Below are 16,696 nucleotides of genomic sequence, written 5' to 3'. Positions count from 1 at the left end.
TTATCTGAAAAACGGCACATCGCCCAACACCGTAGCCCGCTGCATCACCCGCCGCGCCGGCCGGTAATCATCCACCGCGTAATGCTGCGTCACGCGGTTGTCCCAGAACGCAATGTCGTCCTTCTGCCAACGCCAGCGAATGGTGAACTCCGGCCGCGTCGCGTGGGCGAACAGGAACTTCAGAATCGCCTCGCTCTCGGTTTCCGACAGCTCATTGATCTTCGACGTGAAGCCTTCGTTGACGAACAACGAACGCCGCCCGCTGACCGGATGCGTACGGATCACCGGATGCGACAACGGCGGGTTCTTGCGTCGCGCCTCTTCCCACTGCGCCAGCGCTTCCGGCGTGTTGCCATAGCGCTCCAGCGGAAACGAGCGGGTGAAATCGTGGGTTGCGGTCAGCCCTTCAAGCAAGCCTTTCATCGGCGCCGACAGCGCTTCATACGCGGCAATGCCGCTTGCCCACAGCGTGTCGCCACCAAATTCCGGCAACAACTTGGCGCTGAGCACCGCGCCCATCGCCGGCGTCGGCAGGAAGGTCACGTCGGTGTGCCAGATCGCGTTGTCGCGCACGTCGGTGACGGCGGTGTCGAGGATCAGCACTTCCGGTTGTTCCGGCACGTTCGGGTAGATCGGGTGAATGTGCAGATCACCAAAATAATGAGCGAAGCGCGCCTGTTGCGACGGTTCGATCGGCTGGTTGCGGAAGAACAGCACTTGGTATTTGAGCAGCGCCTGCTCGATGGCGTCGCGGTGTTCCAGGCTCAACGGCTGGCTGATGTCGACGCCGCTGATCTGCGCGCCGAGGGCCGAGCTTAATGGGGTGATGTTCAGGCTGCTCATGGTCTTACTCTTCAAATTCGGGGGGGCAGAGCTTTTGTAGGAGTGAGCCTGCTCGCGATAGCGTTGCGTCATTCACAACAGCCGTTGCCTTTCACTCGGCAATCGCGAGCAGGCTCACTCCTACAAGGGATTTACATGAAATGGGTCAGTGCGCCTGCCCGTGCCACGGCACCAGTTTGCGTTGCAAAGCGCGCAGGCCCATTTCCATGGCGAAGGCGATCAGGGCGATGACCAGAATCCCCAGCACCACCACATCGGTGACCAGGAATTGCGCGGCCGACTGCACCATGAAGCCCAAGCCGCTGGTGGCAGCGATCAGTTCCGCGGCGACCAGCGTCGACCAGCCAACCCCCAGCCCAATGCGCACACCGGTGAGAATGTCTGGCAGTGCGCTCGGCAAAATCACATGGCGAATCAGCTGTGCGCGAGTCGCGCCCAGCGACTGTGCAGCGCGCAATTTCGCCGGGTCGACGGTGCGCACGCCGGTCGCGGTAGCAATCGCGATCGGGGCGAAAATCGCCAGGTAGATCAGCAGCACTTTCGACAACTCGCCGATGCCGCACCAGATCACGATCAGCGGCAGATAAGCCAGCGGCGGAATCGGGCGGTAGAACTCGATCAGCGGATCGAGCACGCCACGGGCGATGCGGTTGGCACCGATGGCGATGCCCACCGGCACGGCGGTCAGAATCGCAAAACCAAGGCCCAGGCCGATGCGGCTCAGGCTCGCGCCGAGGTGCTGCCACAGGGTCGAATCCATATAGCCGCTGGTGGCCAGCAACCAGCCTTTTTGCAGCACAGCGGAGGGCGGTGGCAGGAACAGCGGCTCGATCAATCCAGTGGCGGTCACCGCCCACCAGATCACCAGCAAGGCGAACAACGTCAGCAGGCTGATCCAGCGCGTGCTGAGACTGCGGCGCACCGGGATCGCTACCGATGGGGTTTTCACTGCCGGGGCGGAAACGTCGTAACTGCTCATGCGCGCTCCTGTCGTTGAACGGCGCTGCGTTGCGAGAACACTTTGCTCAGCACGTGTTCGCGGGTTTCGATAAAACGCGGGTCGGATTTGATCGCCCGTGCCGATTCGCCAGCGGCGTAACGCTGGCCGAAATCCAGGTGCAGACGCTCAACGATCTGCCCCGGATTCGGCGCCAGCAGAATCAGGTCGGTTGCGAGGAACACCGCTTCTTCAATGTCGTGGGTAATCAGAAAAACCGGTTTGGCGGTGCGCTGCCAGACTTGCAGCAGCAGTTCTTGCATTTGTTCGCGGGTAAATGCGTCGAGGGCGCCGAAGGGTTCGTCCATCAGCAACACGCGCGGGTCGGCGGCGAGTGCACGGGCGAGGCCGACGCGTTGTTTCTGGCCACCGGAAAGTTGCCAGATACGGCGGTTTTCAAAACCGGATAGATCGACCAGCGCGAGCATCTCGCGGGCGATCTTTTCGCGCTTGTCCTTGGCGACACCGGCCAGTTCGAGACCGAATGCGACGTTGGCCAGCACATCCTGCCAAGGCAGCAGGGCATCGTCTTGGAACACCACGCCGCGCTCGGCGCTCGGGCCTTTGACCGGCACGCCGTCGAGGGTGATGCGCCCGGCACTCGGTTCGACGAAGCCGGCAATCAGGTTCAACAGCGAAGTCTTGCCACTGCCGGACGGGCCGAGGGCCACCAGCAATTGCTGCGGCCCCAGGGTCAGAGAAATATCCGCCAGCACCGGTTCCGGGCTGCCCGGGTACTGTGCGCTGATGCGCTCCAGCTGTAGCAAAGCCATCGCAGTTAACTCCCGATCAGTTGGTGATGTATTTGGCGCTGACGTACGGCGCGTAGTCCGGCAGAACCGCTTCGACCTTGCCTTGCTCCTTGAGGAACGCGGCGGTGTCGGTGATGGCTTTGGTGGTCGGTGCGCCAAGGTCGCTGACCTGATCAGCCGCCAGTGGGTAGACGTTGCCTTGCAGCAGCAATGGAATGTCGCTGGCCTTGGCGCCGGAGAGTTTCACCAGTTTGTCGACGTTGGCTTGATCGGCGAGCCAGGCTTTCGGGTCCTTGCGGTAATCGGCGTAGGCATCGAGGGTGACTTTGGCGAACGCTCTGACGATTTCCGGGTGCTTCTCGGCGAAGTCTTTACGCACGATCCACGCATCGAAGGTCGGCGCGCCGAACTTGGCGAGTTCACCGGAAGTGATCAGCACTTTGCCGTTTTCCTTGGCCACGCCCAGCGCCGGATCCCACACGTAAGTGGCGTCGATATCACCGCGTTTCCACGCAGCGATGATTGCTGGCGGCGCGAGGTTGAGCACGGTGACTTTCGAGGGGTCGATGTTCCAGTGCTTGAGTGCGGCGAGCAGGCTGTAGTGACCGGTCGATACGAACGGCACGGCGATTTTCTTGCCGACCAGATCCTGTGGAGTCTTGATGCCGGAGCCGTCGCGGGCGACCAGCGCTTCGGCGGCGCCGATCTGGGTGGCGATGAGGAAGGTTTCCACCGGGACTTTGCGGGTGATCGCAGCGGTCAGCGGACTTGAACCGAGGTAGCCGATCTGCACGTCGCCGGAAGCGATGGCGGTGATCACGTCGGCCCCGTTATCGAATTTGCGCCAGCTGATGTCGGCCTTGGTGGCCTTCTCGTAGGCGCCGTCGGCCTGGGCGACTTTCGCCGGGTCAACGGTGGTTTGATAAGCGACGGTGAGGTCGGCGGCCTGCGCCAGAAAGCTCGCAGCAGCCAGAGAGGCCACGGCCAGCAGGCGAAGCGGGAAATGCAGTTTCATGGGAGTGCTCCAGTTCAGGCGACCGAGGATCGGCGTGGAAAGGAGACTAAATGATCTAAGAATCTAAAAATAAATAACTTTTTAGACTTAGCTTATGAGCGGAAAAATCTAAGAAGGAGGGTAGAGAGAGCCTTTCGATAGTTCCCACGCTCTGCGTGGGAATTCAGCTTGTGACGCTCCGCGTCACTGGGACGCAGAGCGTCCTTTGAGGCATTCCCACGCAGAGCATGGGAACGATCATCACACGGTATTTCAGGTCGGCGTACTTCGCATCAACACCGCGGTCAGTCCCCTCTCCCACTGGGAGAGGGTTAGGGTGAGGGGCTCTTCAGTTACTGATCGCCAGAATGCTCGCCTGGTACGACCCGACAAACACATCGAAATCGCCCACTTCGTTCTGCTCCAACTCAGCCTGCGCCGCCAGCGAAGATCGCGCCAGTTCCTCAAACTTCGCCTGCTCATCCGCCGCCAACGGCTCGCTGCGGAAGAATTCGGCATGCGCCTGGCTCTGACGCAGGGAGAACTGCGCGAAGCTTTCCTTGTGCTCAGCCATCGCCGCCAACACCTGCGCCGAAGGCGTCAGCGACGGATCGCGGACCTTGGCCAGTTGCGCATCCAGCGCCTTGCTGTGCGCGTCGCCGCCATGGCTCTGATCCAGCAGCGCGGCGAGCGGGGCAATCTGTTCCAGCAGCTCGGTCGCCCAGGTCTTCATCTCGACCGGCTCACCGTCACGCTGCAATTGCAGGCCCGGACGGCGACCTTCCTTGACCACGCTGAGGAAGTTCGAGGTGGCGTTGCCGCACGACGTGTTGGTCAGCAGCGGGCTGTCGTTCAGCGCGCAGTACAGCAGGAACGCGTCGAGGAAGCGCGACTCGGTCAGGTCGATGCCCATCGGCAGAAACGGGTTGATGTCCAGGCAACGCACTTCGACGTACTGAATGCCACGGGCCATCAAGGCCTGGATCGGCCGCTCACCGGTGTAGGTCACGCGTTTCGGGCGGATGTTGGAGTAGTACTCGTTTTCGATCTGCAGGATGTTGGTGTTGAGCTGCACCCACTCACCATCCTTGTGCGTGCCGACCTCAACGTACGGCGCGTACGGCGTGGCCACGGCTTTGCGCAGGCTGTCGGTGTAGCTCGCCAGATCGTTGTAGCACGGCGTCAGGCCGGCCTGGGCGTTGCTTTGATAACCGAGGTCGCTCATGCGCAGGCTGGTGGCGTAGGGCAGATACAGGGTGTCCGGATCGAGCTGTTCCAGCTGATGCGAACGACCGCGCAGGAAGCCTGCGTCCAGCGCCGGCGATGCACCGAACAGGTACATCAGCAGCCAGCTGTAGCGACGGAAATTACGGATCAACGCGATGTAGGAAACCGACTGGAAATCGCGGTCAGTGCCGACAAAACCCTCGGCTTCGCGCAGCAGCGGCCAGAGCTTTTCCGGCAGGGAAAAGTTGTAGTGAATCCCGGCGATGCACTGCATGGTCTTGCCGTAACGCAGGGCCAGGCCCTTGCGGTAGACGTACTTGAGCTGACCGATGTTGGAGGTGCCGTAATAGGCGATCGGGATGTCTTCCTCGGCCGGCAAAGGGCACGGCATCGATGGACTCCACAGGTACTCGTTGCCGAGCTTGCTGTAGGCAAAGCGATGAATCTTGTCCAGGCTCGCCAGCGTATCCGCCGGGTCGGGCAGGGCGGGCGTGATGAATTCCAGCAGCGACTCGGAATAGTCGGTGGTGATTTGTTCGTTGGTCAGCGCGGAACCCAAGGCTTCCGGGTGCGGCGTTTGCGCCAGTCGACCTTCGCTGGTCACGCGCAGGCATTCACGTTCGATACCGTGAAGGCACTGTTCGAGCAGAGAGAGGTTGGCGCGCTCGCCGAGCAGAGCCAGGCGGCGGTTGAGAAGTTCGCTCAATTTGGATTCCTTCACGCGTCAGTCGCCCCAATATGGGGGTGGGCAGGACGGTCTACAAGGGTGAAGTTGAAACTGGCGTTTTCGCCTGGTTTTTCGGGCCTCAAAGCCCCCGTTGAAACGCCAACTTCATTCCCTGAATCTGGCTGATGCACTCGAAGAATACGCGATCCCTGTGGGGGCGGGCTTGCCCGCGAAGAGGGCGTGTCAGTCAACCTCAAGTTGCCTGACACAGCGCTTTCGCGAGCAAGCCCGCTCCCACAGAAAAGCTCGACGCTGCGATCACAGCGCCGAAATTAACTCAAAATGATGAACAACATCTACAGGACAGCGAACGTGCCTTGCGCTTTTGCGACCAGTTTGTCGCCTTGCATTACGTCGGCCTCGACCACCAGCGTGCGCCGGCCCGGGTGGATCACCCGCGCCGTGCACATCACCTCGCCCTCGGAAACGGCACGGATATAGTTGATCTTGCACTCGATGGTCGCGCTCTGCTGGTCAAAGCCGTGGGTGCTGGAACAGGCCAGCCCCATGGCGATATCGACCAGACTGAACAGCGCGCCTCCGTGCAATTTGCCACCGCGATTGCGCAGTTGCGGTTCCAGCCCCAGGGTGACTTGCGCCACCCCGGTTTCCAGGCTGTGCAGGCGGCAGCCCAACAGCTTGAAAAACGCGCTCTCGACGAGCCCGGCCGGAATTTCCATCAGCGTTTCTTCAACTGCTTGGCGTTGGCGAACAGCGAGGCCATCGCATTGTTCACCGGCGCGGCGGTGACGGTTTCCTTGCGTGGCGCGTTGTTCGAAGGCTGGCGTTGTGCCGAGCCCGGACGCGAGCCACGGGCGCCGTCGATCTTCTCGCCCGGGGTGTCGCCCATGCGCATCGACAGGCCAACGCGTTTGCGCGGGATGTCGACTTCCATGACCTTCACTTTCACCACATCACCGGCCTTCACCGCTTCACGCGGATCCTTGATGAACTTCTCCGACAGCGCCGAAATGTGCACCAGACCGTCCTGATGCACGCCGATGTCGACGAATGCACCGAACGCGGTCACGTTGGTGACAACACCTTCGAGGATCATCCCCAGTTGCAGATCCTTGAGGTCTTCGACACCTTCCTGGAACTCGGCAGTCTTGAATTCCGGACGCGGGTCACGGCCCGGTTTTTCCAGTTCTTGCAGGATGTCGGTCACGGTTGGCAGACCGAAGGTCTCGTCGGTGAATTTCTTCGGGTCCAGACGCTTGAGGAACGCGGCGTCGCCGATCAGCGAGCGGATATCGCGGTCGGTTTCAGCGGCAATGCGCTGCACCAGCGGATAGGCTTCCGGGTGAACTGCAGAGGAATCCAGCGGGTTGTCGCCGTTCATCACGCGCAAGAAGCCGGCGGCCTGTTCGAAGGTTTTTTCGCCCAGACGCGCGACTTTCTTCAGTGCTGCACGGGTTTTGAAGGCGCCGTGTTCATCGCGGTGAGCGACGATGTTTTGCGCCAGTGTCGCGTTGAGGCCGGAGATCCGCGCCAGCAGCGCTACCGAAGCGGTGTTCACATCAACACCGACGGCGTTCACGCAGTCCTCAACCACAGCATCCAGGCCACGCGCCAGTTTCAGCTGCGAAACATCATGCTGGTACTGGCCGACACCAATGGATTTCGGATCGATTTTCACCAGCTCGGCCAGTGGATCCTGCAGGCGACGGGCGATGGACACTGCACCACGGATCGACACGTCCAGATCCGGGAATTCCTTGGCCGCCAGCTCCGACGCCGAGTACACCGATGCGCCGGCTTCCGAAACCATGACCTTGGTCATCTTCATGGCCGGGTATTTTTTGATCAGCTCGATCGCCAGTTTGTCGGTCTCACGGCTGGCGGTGCCGTTGCCGATGGCGATCAGGTCCACCGAGTGCTTGGCGCACAGGGCGGCCAGGATGGCGATGGTCTGGTCCCACTTGTTGTGCGGAACGTGCGGGTAAACCGTGGCGTGATCCAGCAGCTTGCCGGTCGAATCGACCACCGCGACCTTGCAGCCGGTACGCAGGCCCGGGTCGAGGCCCAGGGTCGCGCGCGGGCCGGCCGGCGCGGCCAGCAGCAGGTCATGCAGGTTGTGGGCGAACACGTTGATCGCCTCGGTTTCGGCGCCGTCGCGCAGCTCGCCGAGCAGGTCGGTTTCCAGATGGGTGTAGAGCTTGACCTTCCAGGTCCAACGCACCACTTCGCCGAGCCATTTGTCGGCCGGACGGTTCTGGTTCTGGATATTGAATTGCTGACCGATCATGCCTTCGCACGGGTGCATGGTGCCCGGCAGCTCGTCGCCGACCTTCAGCGCAGAGCTGAGGATGCCTTCGTTACGGCCACGGAAAATCGCCAGCGCGCGGTGCGACGGCATGCTTTTCAGCGGTTCGTCGTGTTCGAAGTAGTCGCGGAACTTGGCGCCTTCCTCTTCCTTGCCGGCGATGACGCGGGCACTGAGGGTCGCTTCCTGCTTGAGGTAATTGCGCAGCTTTTCCAGCAGGCTGGCGTCTTCGGCAAAGCGCTCCATCAGGATGTATTTGGCGCCTTCGAGCGCCGCCTTCACATCAGCCACGCCTTTTTCGGCGTCGACGAAACGTGCGGCTTCGGCTTCCGGGGTCAGGTTCGGGTCGTTGAACAGGCCGTCGGCCAGCTCGCCGAGGCCGGCTTCAAGGGCGATCTGGCCCTTGGTGCGGCGCTTCTGCTTGTACGGCAGGTACAAGTCTTCGAGGCGAGTCTTGGTGTCGGCGAGCTTGATGTCGCGTTCAAGCTGCGGAGTGAGTTTGCCTTGCTCTTCGATGCTGGCGAGGATGCTGATGCGCCGTTCGTCGAGTTCTCGCAGGTAGCGCAGGCGCTCTTCCAGATGACGCAACTGGGTGTCATCGAGGCTGCCGGTGACTTCTTTCCGGTAACGGGCGATGAAGGGAACGGTAGAGCCTTCATCGAGTAGCGCGACGGCCGCTTCGACCTGTTGTGGGCGTACGCCGAGTTCCTCGGCGATGCGGCTGTTGATGCTGTCCATAAAACCACCTGACATATTGTGAAAGCAGGCTCGCAGGCACGGAAATAAAGGCCCGGAGTCTGGTTGAGCGGCTTGAAGATTGCCGCTGCCTGGGTCAAAAGGCAGCCCATTGACCCGTGAAATCGAACAATTACTGCGCCGGGCAGGAAAAAAAGGCCTGCCACCTGCGGTAACGATTCAGACGTTGCCTGGCACAAAACGCCGCGCATTATAACCAGCGTTCTGTCATTCGGGGGCGTTGCAGTCTGTAGGCATAAACCCCGGTTTTCTGGCAGTGAAGGAAAAATCTGCTAACAATGCACACGGTGCGTATAACGGCAGCTACGCCATAATGCGCGCCGAGCTAAAAGGAGCATCCAATGAGCAGCACTGCACAAACTGCTGAAGGCGAAAAAATTCTCATCGTTGACGACGATCCGGGGCTGAGCAGCCTGCTGGAACGGTTTTTCGTCAGCAAGGGCTACCGCGCCCGTACCGTACCGAACACCGAGCAGATGGATCGTCTGCTGTCGCGTGAAGTTTTCAATCTGGTCGTACTCGACCTGATGCTGCCTGGCGAAGACGGTCTGACCGCCTGCCGCCGTTTGCGGGCGGCAAACAACCAGATTCCGATTATCATGCTCACCGCCAAGGGCGATGAGATGAGCCGCATCAAGGGCCTGGAGCTGGGCGCCGACGATTATCTGGCCAAGCCGTTCAACCCGGACGAGCTGATGGCTCGGGTCAAAGCGGTGCTGCGTCGTCAGGCCGCACCGGTACCGGGCGCACCGGGCAGCGAAGACGAAAACGTCACTTTCGGTGATTACGTATTGTCGCTGGCCACTCGCGAACTGAAGCGCGGCGACGAAGTGCACATGCTCACCACCGGTGAGTTTGCGGTACTCAAGGCCTTGGTGATGAACGCGCGTCAGCCATTGACCCGCGACAAACTGATGAACCTGGCCCGTGGCCGCGAGTGGGATGCTCTGGAGCGTTCCATCGACGTACAGATCTCCCGTCTGCGCCGGATGATCGAGCCTGATCCGTCGAAACCGCGCTATATCCAGACTGTCTGGGGCGTGGGCTACGTGTTCGTACCGGATGGCGCCGCCACCAAGTGATCGGCGATTTGTAGGAGCGGGTCTGCGGGGGCTGGTCGAACGGCCATGCCCGCAGACTCGCAATCCGCAATATGCGAGCATTGCTCGCTCCTGCAAGTGTGTAGCGGTTATAGATGAAAACCCCCGTCTGGTTCCCCCAAAGTTTTTTCTCCCGCACCCTCTGGCTGGTGCTCATCGTCGTGCTGTTTTCCAAGGCGCTGACCCTGGTTTATCTATTGATGAACGAGGACGTGCTGGTGGATCGCCAATACAGCCACGGCGTCGCCCTGACGCTGCGCGCCTATTGGGCCGCTGACGAAGAAAATCGCGCGAAGATCGCTGACGCCGCCACCCTGATCCGGGTGGTGGGTGCCGGCGTGCCGGAAGGCGAACAGCACTGGCCCTACAGCGAAATCTACCAACGGCAAATGCAGGCGGAACTCGGTGCCGACACCGAAGTGCGATTGCGCATGCACTCGCCGCCGGCATTGTGGGTTCGCGCGCCGAGCCTGGGCGATGGCTGGTTGAAAGTCCCGTTGTACCCGCACCCGTTACGTGGCCAGAAAATCTGGAACGTGCTCGGCTGGTTCCTGGCGATCGGTTTGCTGTCGACCGCCTCGGCGTGGATTTTCGTCAGCCAGCTCAACCAACCCTTGAAGCGTCTGGTCTACGCTGCCCGGCAACTCGGTCAGGGTCGCAGCGTGCGCCTGCCGATCAGCGATACGCCAAGCGAAATGACCGAGGTGTATCGCGCCTTCAACCAGATGGCCGAAGATGTCGAACAGGCCGGCCGTGAGCGTGAATTGATGTTGGCAGGGGTTTCCCACGACTTGCGTACACCGTTGACCCGATTACGGCTGTCGCTGGAGTTGATGGGCGACCGCAACGACCTGACTGACGACATGGTGCGCGATATCGAAGACATGGACGCGATTCTCGACCAGTTCCTAGCGTTCATCCGTGATGGTCGTGATGAGTCGGTGGAGGAGGTCGATCTCAGCGATCTGGTGCGTGAGGTGGCGGCACCGTACAACCAGAACGAAGAGAGGGTGCGCTTGCGCCTCGAGCCGATCCAGCCGTTTCCGCTACGTCGGGTGTCGATGAAACGCCTGTTGAACAACTTGATCGGCAACGCCTTGAATCATGCTGGCAGCAGTGTGGAAGTCGCCGCCTATGTGTCCGGTGATGTCAGCGCGCCGTATGTGGTGCTGAGCGTGATGGACCGCGGGGCGGGGATCGATCCTTCCGAACTTGAAGCGATTTTCAACCCGTTTACCCGAGGAGATCGGGCGCGGGGCGGCAAGGGCACCGGGTTGGGGCTGGCGATCGTGAAGCGGATTGCTTCGATGCATGGGGGCAATGTTGAGTTGCGTAACCGGTCTGGGGGTGGGCTTGAAGCGCGGGTACGGTTGCCGTTGGGGCTGATGTTGCCGCGGGATGCCGTTTAAAGCATAAACCCTCACCCCAGCCCTCTCTCAGAGGGAGAGGGGCCGACCGAGGTGTCTGGCGTTGTACATCGACCTGAAAGACTGGCTCGATTGTGGATTCGGCACAGCAGGATCAGGTCGGCGTATCTCTTAAGCATCTCCCTATCAGTCCCCTCTCCCTATGGGAGAGGGTTAGGGTGCGGGGCTCTTGCTCTTCGCTCTAGCCCTTACCCTTGGTGCGAGTCATATTCGGCCCGCCATTCTTCTCAAGGTGCTCGATGATGATCCCCGCCACATTCTTCCCTGTGGTGGTCTCGATCCCCTCCAGCCCCGGCGACGAGTTCACTTCCATCACCAGCGGCCCATGATTGGAACGCAGGATATCCACACCCGCCACCGCCAGGCCCATGACCTTGGCAGCACGCAACGCGGTCATGCGTTCTTCCGGGGTGATCTTGATCAGGCTGGCGCTGCCGCCGCGATGCAGGTTGGAACGGAATTCACCCGGTTTGGCCTGACGCTTCATCGCCGCGATCACCTTGTCGCCGACCACAAAGCAGCGGATGTCCGCGCCGCCCGCTTCCTTGATGTATTCCTGAACCATGATGTTCTGCTTCAGGCCCATGAACGCCTCGATCACCGACTCCGCAGCGGTCGCGGTTTCGCACAACACCACCCCAATGCCCTGAGTGCCTTCCAGCACTTTGATCACCAGTGGCGCGCCGTTGACCATGTCGATCAGGTCGGGGATGTCATCCGGCGAGTGGGCAAACCCGGTCACCGGCAAACCGATGCCGCGCCGTGACAGCAACTGCAGCGAGCGCAACTTGTCCCGCGAACGGGCAATCGCCACCGATTCGTTGAGCGGGAAGACACCCATCATTTCAAACTGACGCAACACTGCGCAGCCATAGAACGTCACCGACGCGCCGATCCGCGGGATTACCGCGTCGAAACCTTCCAGCGGTTTGCCGCGATAGTGGATCTGCGGCTTGTGGCTGGCGATGTTCATGTAGGCGCGCAAAGTGTCGATCACTACCATTTCATGCCCGCGTTCGGTGCCGGCTTCGACCAGACGACGGGTGGAATACAGACGCGGATTCCGCGACAGCACAGCGATCTTCATGCAACACCTGTGGAGGAGGTAGATACCGGGAACACCGGCTTGTCTTGTACATATTTGATGCCCGGATTGACCACCAGATGGCCGTCAATCAGGGCTTTGGAACCGAGCAACAGGCGATAGCGCATGGATTTGCGGCAGGCGAGGGTGAACTCGATCGGCCAGACCCGATCACCCAGGGCCAGGGTGGTGCTGATCACATAGCGCTCCTGGGCATGGCCGTTGGAGCTTTTAATGGTTTTGCGCGTTACCAGCGGCGCTTCGCAACGGCGGTGACGCAACTGCACCACCGTGCCCAGGTGCGCGGTGAAGCGCACCCACTTCTCGCCGTCGCGCTCGAACGGCTCGATATCGGTGGCATGCAGGCTGGAGGTGCTGGCACCGGTGTCGATTTTCGCCCGCAGGCCGGCGACTCCCAAATCCGGGAGCGCCACCCACTCGCGCAGACCGACAACGGTCAAATGGTCAAATGTCTTCAATGGATAAAACCAACGATTAACGCGTCCACGCCTCAGGTGAAACCTGGGCCAACGCTTTGAATGCAGGTTTGGCGAACCAGTACCCCTGCATCAGAAATATTCCACAGTCCGCCAGGAAATCCCGTTCACCGGCGCTCTCGATGCCTTCGGCGATGACTGTAACGTCCAACTCCGCACAGATTGTGACAATACCCCGGACGATAGCCTGACGAACGCGGTCTTGATCGACATCGCGGATCAGCGCCATGTCGAGTTTGATCAGGTCCGGTTGGAAATCAGCCAGCAGATTGAGCCCCGAATAACCGGCACCGAAATCGTCGATGGCGGTCTTGAAGCCGAATTCGCGGTATTCACGCAGAATATTGGTCAAATGGCGATAGTTATCTACGTGCTCGCTTTCCAGGGTTTCGAAAATCAGTCGGTCGATCGGGAAACTGTGTTTTTTGGCGGCCTCCAGGGTGCTGCGAATGCATAGCTCTGGACGATAGACGGCGTTGGGCATGAAGTTGATCGACAAGTGTGTCTGCATATTAAGGTTGGCCGCGCCTTCGATGGCGCGGGTCCGGCAGAGTTGGTCGAAGCGGTAGCGGTTGTCTTCTGTAACCTGATCTAACACCGTCAATGCGCCTTCACCAGCCAGACCACGGACCAGCGCCTCATGGGCGAAAATCGACTGGTCGCGCAGATCGACGATAGGTTGGTAGGCGAAGTCAAAATCAAAACCCAGCGGTTCGCTTTGCTGGCAGCCCTGGCAACCGGCCTGTGGCGAGGTCAATGAAGACGGAAATTTAGTCACTCGATCACTCCATGCCGCTGAACCGGCGAAGATCACAGTCTATCTGGAGGGCCGAATTCTTGCGCCCGACAGAAACGGTAGTACAGTTCCGACTACTGGCAGAACGAGGAATTCATATGGCGCAAAAACAGGAAGAAGACGACAAGGTCCGTCTCGATAAATGGTTGTGGGCTGCGCGTTTTTATAAAACCCGGGCCTTGGCCAAAGCAGCGATCGAGAGTGGCAAAGTGCATTGTCGGGGCGAGCGCTGCAAACCAGGCAAAGAGCCACGCATCGGCGATGAATTCGAGATCCGTACTGGTTTCGAAGTGCGTACGGTGAAGGTCGAAGCCTTGTCGATTGTGCGTCGTGGCGCGCCTGAAGCGCAGACGTTGTATGCGGAAACCGAAGCGAGCGTGGCAAAACGCGAAGCGGCTGCGGCGATGCGCAAGGCGGGTGCCTTGGGCGTGAGCACCGATGGCAAGCCGAGCAAGAAGCAGCGGCGGGATCTGTTTAAATTTCGTGGGAACAGTAACGACGAGTAGAGCCGTAGTTGCTGTGTTGTCTGTGCTGACGTCATCGCGGGCAAGCCCGCTCCCACAGGTATTTCAGATGCTCACAAAATTTATGTTCACTGAATATCACTGTGGGAGCGTGGCTTGCCCGCGATCGAGTGCGCAGCGCTCGCCATGGACGACGCGGTATCAGGCGCTACGCACCACACTCATCCGCGAAACAAGCGGCAACTTGCCCAGCAAATTGAAGATCGGCGAAGTCACCTTCAGCCAGAAATTCGCGGCGTGATAGGCAAACGGCGTGTAGTAACCCCAGCCCAACGCCCACACCGCCAGCAACACGCCGCCGATGTAATCGTCCTGACCCCAATGCGCGCCGGCCACCAGCCGCGGCAGCATGAACAGCAGCGCCAGGCCCCAGATCACCAGGAACTGGCCGACCGTACGGCTGAACACGCCCATGAACAGCGCCCAGATCAACAGCACCGAAGCATGGTCACCGGGGAAGCTCTGGCTGGAGCGATCCTTCAGCTCCCAGGTCTTCTCCAGATGTGGGAAGTAGTCGCTGATGTGCACCGCGCCTTCAAGGACCATCGACGGGCTGCTGTGTTGCCAGTCCATGTGGTCGGCGAACTTGGAAAACAGCGTGCGGATCACCACCATCAACAGCAGGATCGAGAAAAATCCGAAAAAGGCGCGACGCACATCAATCGCCTTGAACACCCAGTCGCCCTTGATCAGCAGCGTCAGCAGAATCAGCCCGACCACAATGTCGAAAGGGCGCAGACTTGCAATTGCCCAGATGTGGAGCCATATCGGGTTGCTGGCCAGCGGTGCGTTGAGTGAGCGGAACAGCCACTCGTCGAAAAACACACACAGCGCGTTGCCCGTAGGCCATAACCAGAAAGCCAGTAGCGCCAATGGCACCACATTGCACAGAACCAGCCGGCCGAGGTTCCACCTTTGTTGGAACAAACCCGGATTGTTCATAAAATGCCTCCCATGGCTAAGCAGTCGGCACCAAAATAAGTGCCAAGAAGCGCAAATTTTCATTCTTTGTAACCATTTTGTCACCTCATTCAGATACCCAGACCTATGACCGACCTACCGGATACCGATTACACCCAACGCTTCATCTTTGATGACAGCGACACGCGCGGCGAACTGGTCGCGCTGGAGCGCAGCTACGCCGAAGTCCTCGCCAAGCACCCGTACCCGGAACCGGTCGCGCAGTTGCTCGGCGAATTGATGGCGGCGGCCTCGTTGCTGGTGGGCACCTTGAAGTTCGACGGCTTGCTGATCCTGCAGGCACGCTCCGAAGGCCCGATCCCGATGCTGATGATCGAGTGCTCCAGCGACCGTGAAATCCGTGGTTTGGCGCGTTACCACGCCGATCAGATCGCGGCGGATGCGACCCTCAGCGACTTGATGCCGAACGGCGTCCTGGCTCTGACCGTCGACCCGACTGTCGGCCAGCGCTATCAGGGCATCGTCGACCTCGACGGCGAAACCCTGTCCGAGTGCTTCACCAATTACTTCGTCATGTCGCAACAGGTCGGCACCCGCTTCCAGCTGTTCGCCGACGGTCGTCGTGCCCGTGGCCTGCTGCTGCAGCAACTGCCCGCCGATCGCTTGAAAGACGAAGAAGACCGCGCCGCCAGTTGGCAGCACATCACCGCGCTGGCCAGCACGCTGACCGCCGATGAACTGTTGAGCCTGGACAATGAAACCGTCCTGCACCGTCTCTACCATGAAGAGCAGGTGCGCCTGTTCGATGTGCAGAAACTGCGCTTCCATTGCAGCTGCTCGCGGGAGCGCTCGGGCAATGCACTGGTCAGTCTGGGTCAGGAAGATGCACAGGCTCTGGTGGTGGAAAACGGCGGCAACATCGAGATCGATTGCCAGTTCTGCAACCAGCGCTACCTGTTTGATGCGACCGATGTAGCTCAATTGTTCGCTGGCGCAGGCGTCGACACGCCGTCAGATACCCGGCACTAAAACGGTTCAGCGCAGGTAAATTCACTGCGTAACGACGGAATATCGCCGTTACGACGGGAGGACCCTACTCTTTTTGGGCTTTTCTGGCATAATCCGGCCCACTTTTTTCGCGGTAGTAGTGCACGACTTTCTACTACAAAACGTTTGGAGCACACTCGGCCACTGGCCGACGGGGAACCTCATGACGCAAGCCAATAACGCCGTGTACACCGATCTGAGTGTTGATGATCTGGTAAAAGAAGCCCTGAACCGCGGTGAGGGCGAGCTTGCCGATACCGGCGCTCTGGTTGTTCGCACTGGTCACCGCACCGGTCGTTCGCCTGTTGACCGTTTCATCGTTGAAGAGCCTTCCACCCAGGCCGCTATCGCCTGGGGCCCGATCAACCGCAAGTTCCCGGCCGACAAGTTCGATGCCTTGTGGGCTCGCGTCGAGGCGTTCAACAACGCGCAAGAGCACTTTGTTTCCCACGTGCATGTAGGCGCGGCCGAAGATCACTACCTGGCCGTGAAAATGACCACCCAGACTGCCTGGCAGAACCTGTTCGGTCGTTGCCTGTTCATCAACCCGGCGCAGTACAACCCGGCTGGTCGTGAAGAGTGGCAGGTGCTCAACGTGGCCAACTTCGAGTGCGTGCCAGAGCGTGACGGCACCAACTCCGACGGTTGCGTGATCCTCAACTTCGCACAGAAGAAAGTGCTGATCGCCGGCATGCGTTACGCCGGTGAAATGAAGAAAGCCATGTTTTCCGTGCAGAA

Annotated in this window: 16 protein-coding genes; 5 read left to right on the top strand and 11 right to left on the bottom strand. The window is 60.2% G+C overall.

Annotation, left to right across the window (positions count from 1 at the left end; genetic code table 11):
* The 7 genes from tauD to ACIONG_RS17110 all read right to left on the bottom strand — a co-directional run bounded on the left by tauD (position 1) and on the right by ACIONG_RS17110 (position 8,544).
* Positions 1 to 843 carry a taurine dioxygenase gene (gene tauD, locus ACIONG_RS17140; protein WP_103304129.1) on the bottom strand — a complete coding sequence of 281 codons (843 nt, stop codon included), beginning with the start codon at positions 841 to 843 and terminating at the stop codon, positions 1 to 3.
* Between the two features lie 145 nt (positions 844 to 988).
* Positions 989 to 1,822: a taurine ABC transporter permease TauC gene (tauC, locus tag ACIONG_RS17135; protein ID WP_166221357.1), complete on the bottom strand. Its 834-nt coding sequence runs from the start codon at positions 1,820 to 1,822 to the stop codon at positions 989 to 991.
* Positions 1,819 to 2,613, bottom strand: coding sequence for a taurine ABC transporter ATP-binding subunit (tauB, locus tag ACIONG_RS17130; RefSeq protein WP_097086895.1), 795 nt, complete (start codon positions 2,611 to 2,613; stop codon positions 1,819 to 1,821). Before tauB ends, tauC begins: the two co-directional genes overlap by 4 nt.
* A 16-nt stretch (positions 2,614 to 2,629) precedes the next feature.
* On the bottom strand, positions 2,630 to 3,607 hold the full coding sequence (tauA, locus tag ACIONG_RS17125) for a taurine ABC transporter substrate-binding protein (protein ID WP_315445215.1): 978 nt from the start codon (positions 3,605 to 3,607) through the stop codon (positions 2,630 to 2,632).
* A 328-nt stretch (positions 3,608 to 3,935) separates the two neighbouring features.
* Positions 3,936 to 5,519 (bottom strand): glutamate--cysteine ligase, encoded by a 1,584-nt coding sequence (gshA, locus tag ACIONG_RS17120; RefSeq protein WP_103304133.1) that lies wholly within the window; start codon positions 5,517 to 5,519, stop codon positions 3,936 to 3,938.
* 317 nt (positions 5,520 to 5,836) lie between these two features.
* On the bottom strand, positions 5,837 to 6,220 hold the full coding sequence (locus ACIONG_RS17115; protein WP_401301286.1) for a PaaI family thioesterase: 384 nt from the start codon (positions 6,218 to 6,220) through the stop codon (positions 5,837 to 5,839).
* On the bottom strand, positions 6,220 to 8,544 hold the full coding sequence (locus ACIONG_RS17110; protein WP_401301283.1) for a Tex family protein: 2,325 nt from the start codon (positions 8,542 to 8,544) through the stop codon (positions 6,220 to 6,222). The genes ACIONG_RS17115 and ACIONG_RS17110 overlap by 1 nt, the downstream gene beginning before the upstream one ends.
* A 359-nt stretch (positions 8,545 to 8,903) precedes the next feature.
* On the opposite strand from ACIONG_RS17110, the gene ompR reads away from it, so the two are divergent.
* Together ompR and ACIONG_RS17100 are read left to right on the top strand one after the other, a co-directional pair.
* Positions 8,904 to 9,644: a two-component system response regulator OmpR gene (ompR, locus tag ACIONG_RS17105; protein ID WP_016986271.1), complete on the top strand. Its 741-nt coding sequence runs from the start codon at positions 8,904 to 8,906 to the stop codon at positions 9,642 to 9,644.
* A 113-nt stretch (positions 9,645 to 9,757) separates the two neighbouring features.
* A complete protein-coding gene (locus ACIONG_RS17100) occupies positions 9,758 to 11,071 on the top strand; it encodes an ATP-binding protein (protein WP_401301281.1) in 1,314 nt (437 codons plus the stop codon).
* A gap of 199 nt (positions 11,072 to 11,270) precedes the next feature.
* On the opposite strand, the gene rimK is transcribed toward ACIONG_RS17100, so the two are convergent.
* From rimK to ACIONG_RS17085, 3 genes are read right to left on the bottom strand one after another with little or no spacing between them, the layout of a single operon-like run.
* Positions 11,271 to 12,176 (bottom strand): 30S ribosomal protein S6--L-glutamate ligase, encoded by a 906-nt coding sequence (gene rimK / locus ACIONG_RS17095; RefSeq protein WP_007949201.1) that lies wholly within the window; start codon positions 12,174 to 12,176, stop codon positions 11,271 to 11,273.
* Positions 12,173 to 12,634, bottom strand: a complete 462-nt coding sequence (locus tag ACIONG_RS17090; RefSeq protein ID WP_175555634.1) for an ATP-dependent zinc protease — start codon at positions 12,632 to 12,634, stop codon at positions 12,173 to 12,175. Before ACIONG_RS17090 ends, rimK begins: the two co-directional genes overlap by 4 nt.
* Positions 12,635 to 12,668: 34 nt before the next feature.
* Positions 12,669 to 13,448, bottom strand: coding sequence for an EAL domain-containing protein (locus ACIONG_RS17085; protein WP_103304138.1), 780 nt, complete (start codon positions 13,446 to 13,448; stop codon positions 12,669 to 12,671).
* Positions 13,449 to 13,564: 116 nt separating this feature from the next.
* On the opposite strand from ACIONG_RS17085, the gene ACIONG_RS17080 reads away from it, so the two are divergent.
* Positions 13,565 to 13,972, top strand: a complete 408-nt coding sequence (locus ACIONG_RS17080) for an RNA-binding S4 domain-containing protein (RefSeq protein ID WP_103304139.1) — start codon at positions 13,565 to 13,567, stop codon at positions 13,970 to 13,972.
* Between the two features lie 159 nt (positions 13,973 to 14,131).
* On the opposite strand, the gene ACIONG_RS17075 is transcribed toward ACIONG_RS17080, so the two are convergent.
* Complete coding sequence (locus tag ACIONG_RS17075) at positions 14,132 to 14,932, bottom strand: phosphatase PAP2 family protein (RefSeq protein ID WP_103304140.1); 801 nt, start codon at positions 14,930 to 14,932, stop codon at positions 14,132 to 14,134.
* Positions 14,933 to 15,037: 105 nt separating this feature from the next.
* On the opposite strand from ACIONG_RS17075, the gene hslO reads away from it, so the two are divergent.
* Both hslO and ACIONG_RS17065 read left to right on the top strand, forming a co-directional pair.
* The gene (hslO, locus tag ACIONG_RS17070) at positions 15,038 to 15,940 is read left to right on the top strand and encodes an Hsp33 family molecular chaperone HslO (RefSeq protein ID WP_103304141.1); all 903 of its coding nucleotides are present in this window, start codon (positions 15,038 to 15,040) and stop codon (positions 15,938 to 15,940) included.
* Between the two features lie 181 nt (positions 15,941 to 16,121).
* Positions 16,122 to 16,696: phosphoenolpyruvate carboxykinase (ATP) (locus ACIONG_RS17065; protein ID WP_401301276.1), on the top strand; the 575-nt coding region annotated here is incomplete at its 3' end.

This window comes from Pseudomonas sp. NPDC087817 (assembly GCF_044742875.1).
Lineage (GTDB): Bacteria > Pseudomonadota > Gammaproteobacteria > Pseudomonadales > Pseudomonadaceae > Aquipseudomonas.
Note: the sequence above shows the minus strand (reverse complement) of the source record. Positions and strands in the feature narration are given on the sequence as shown.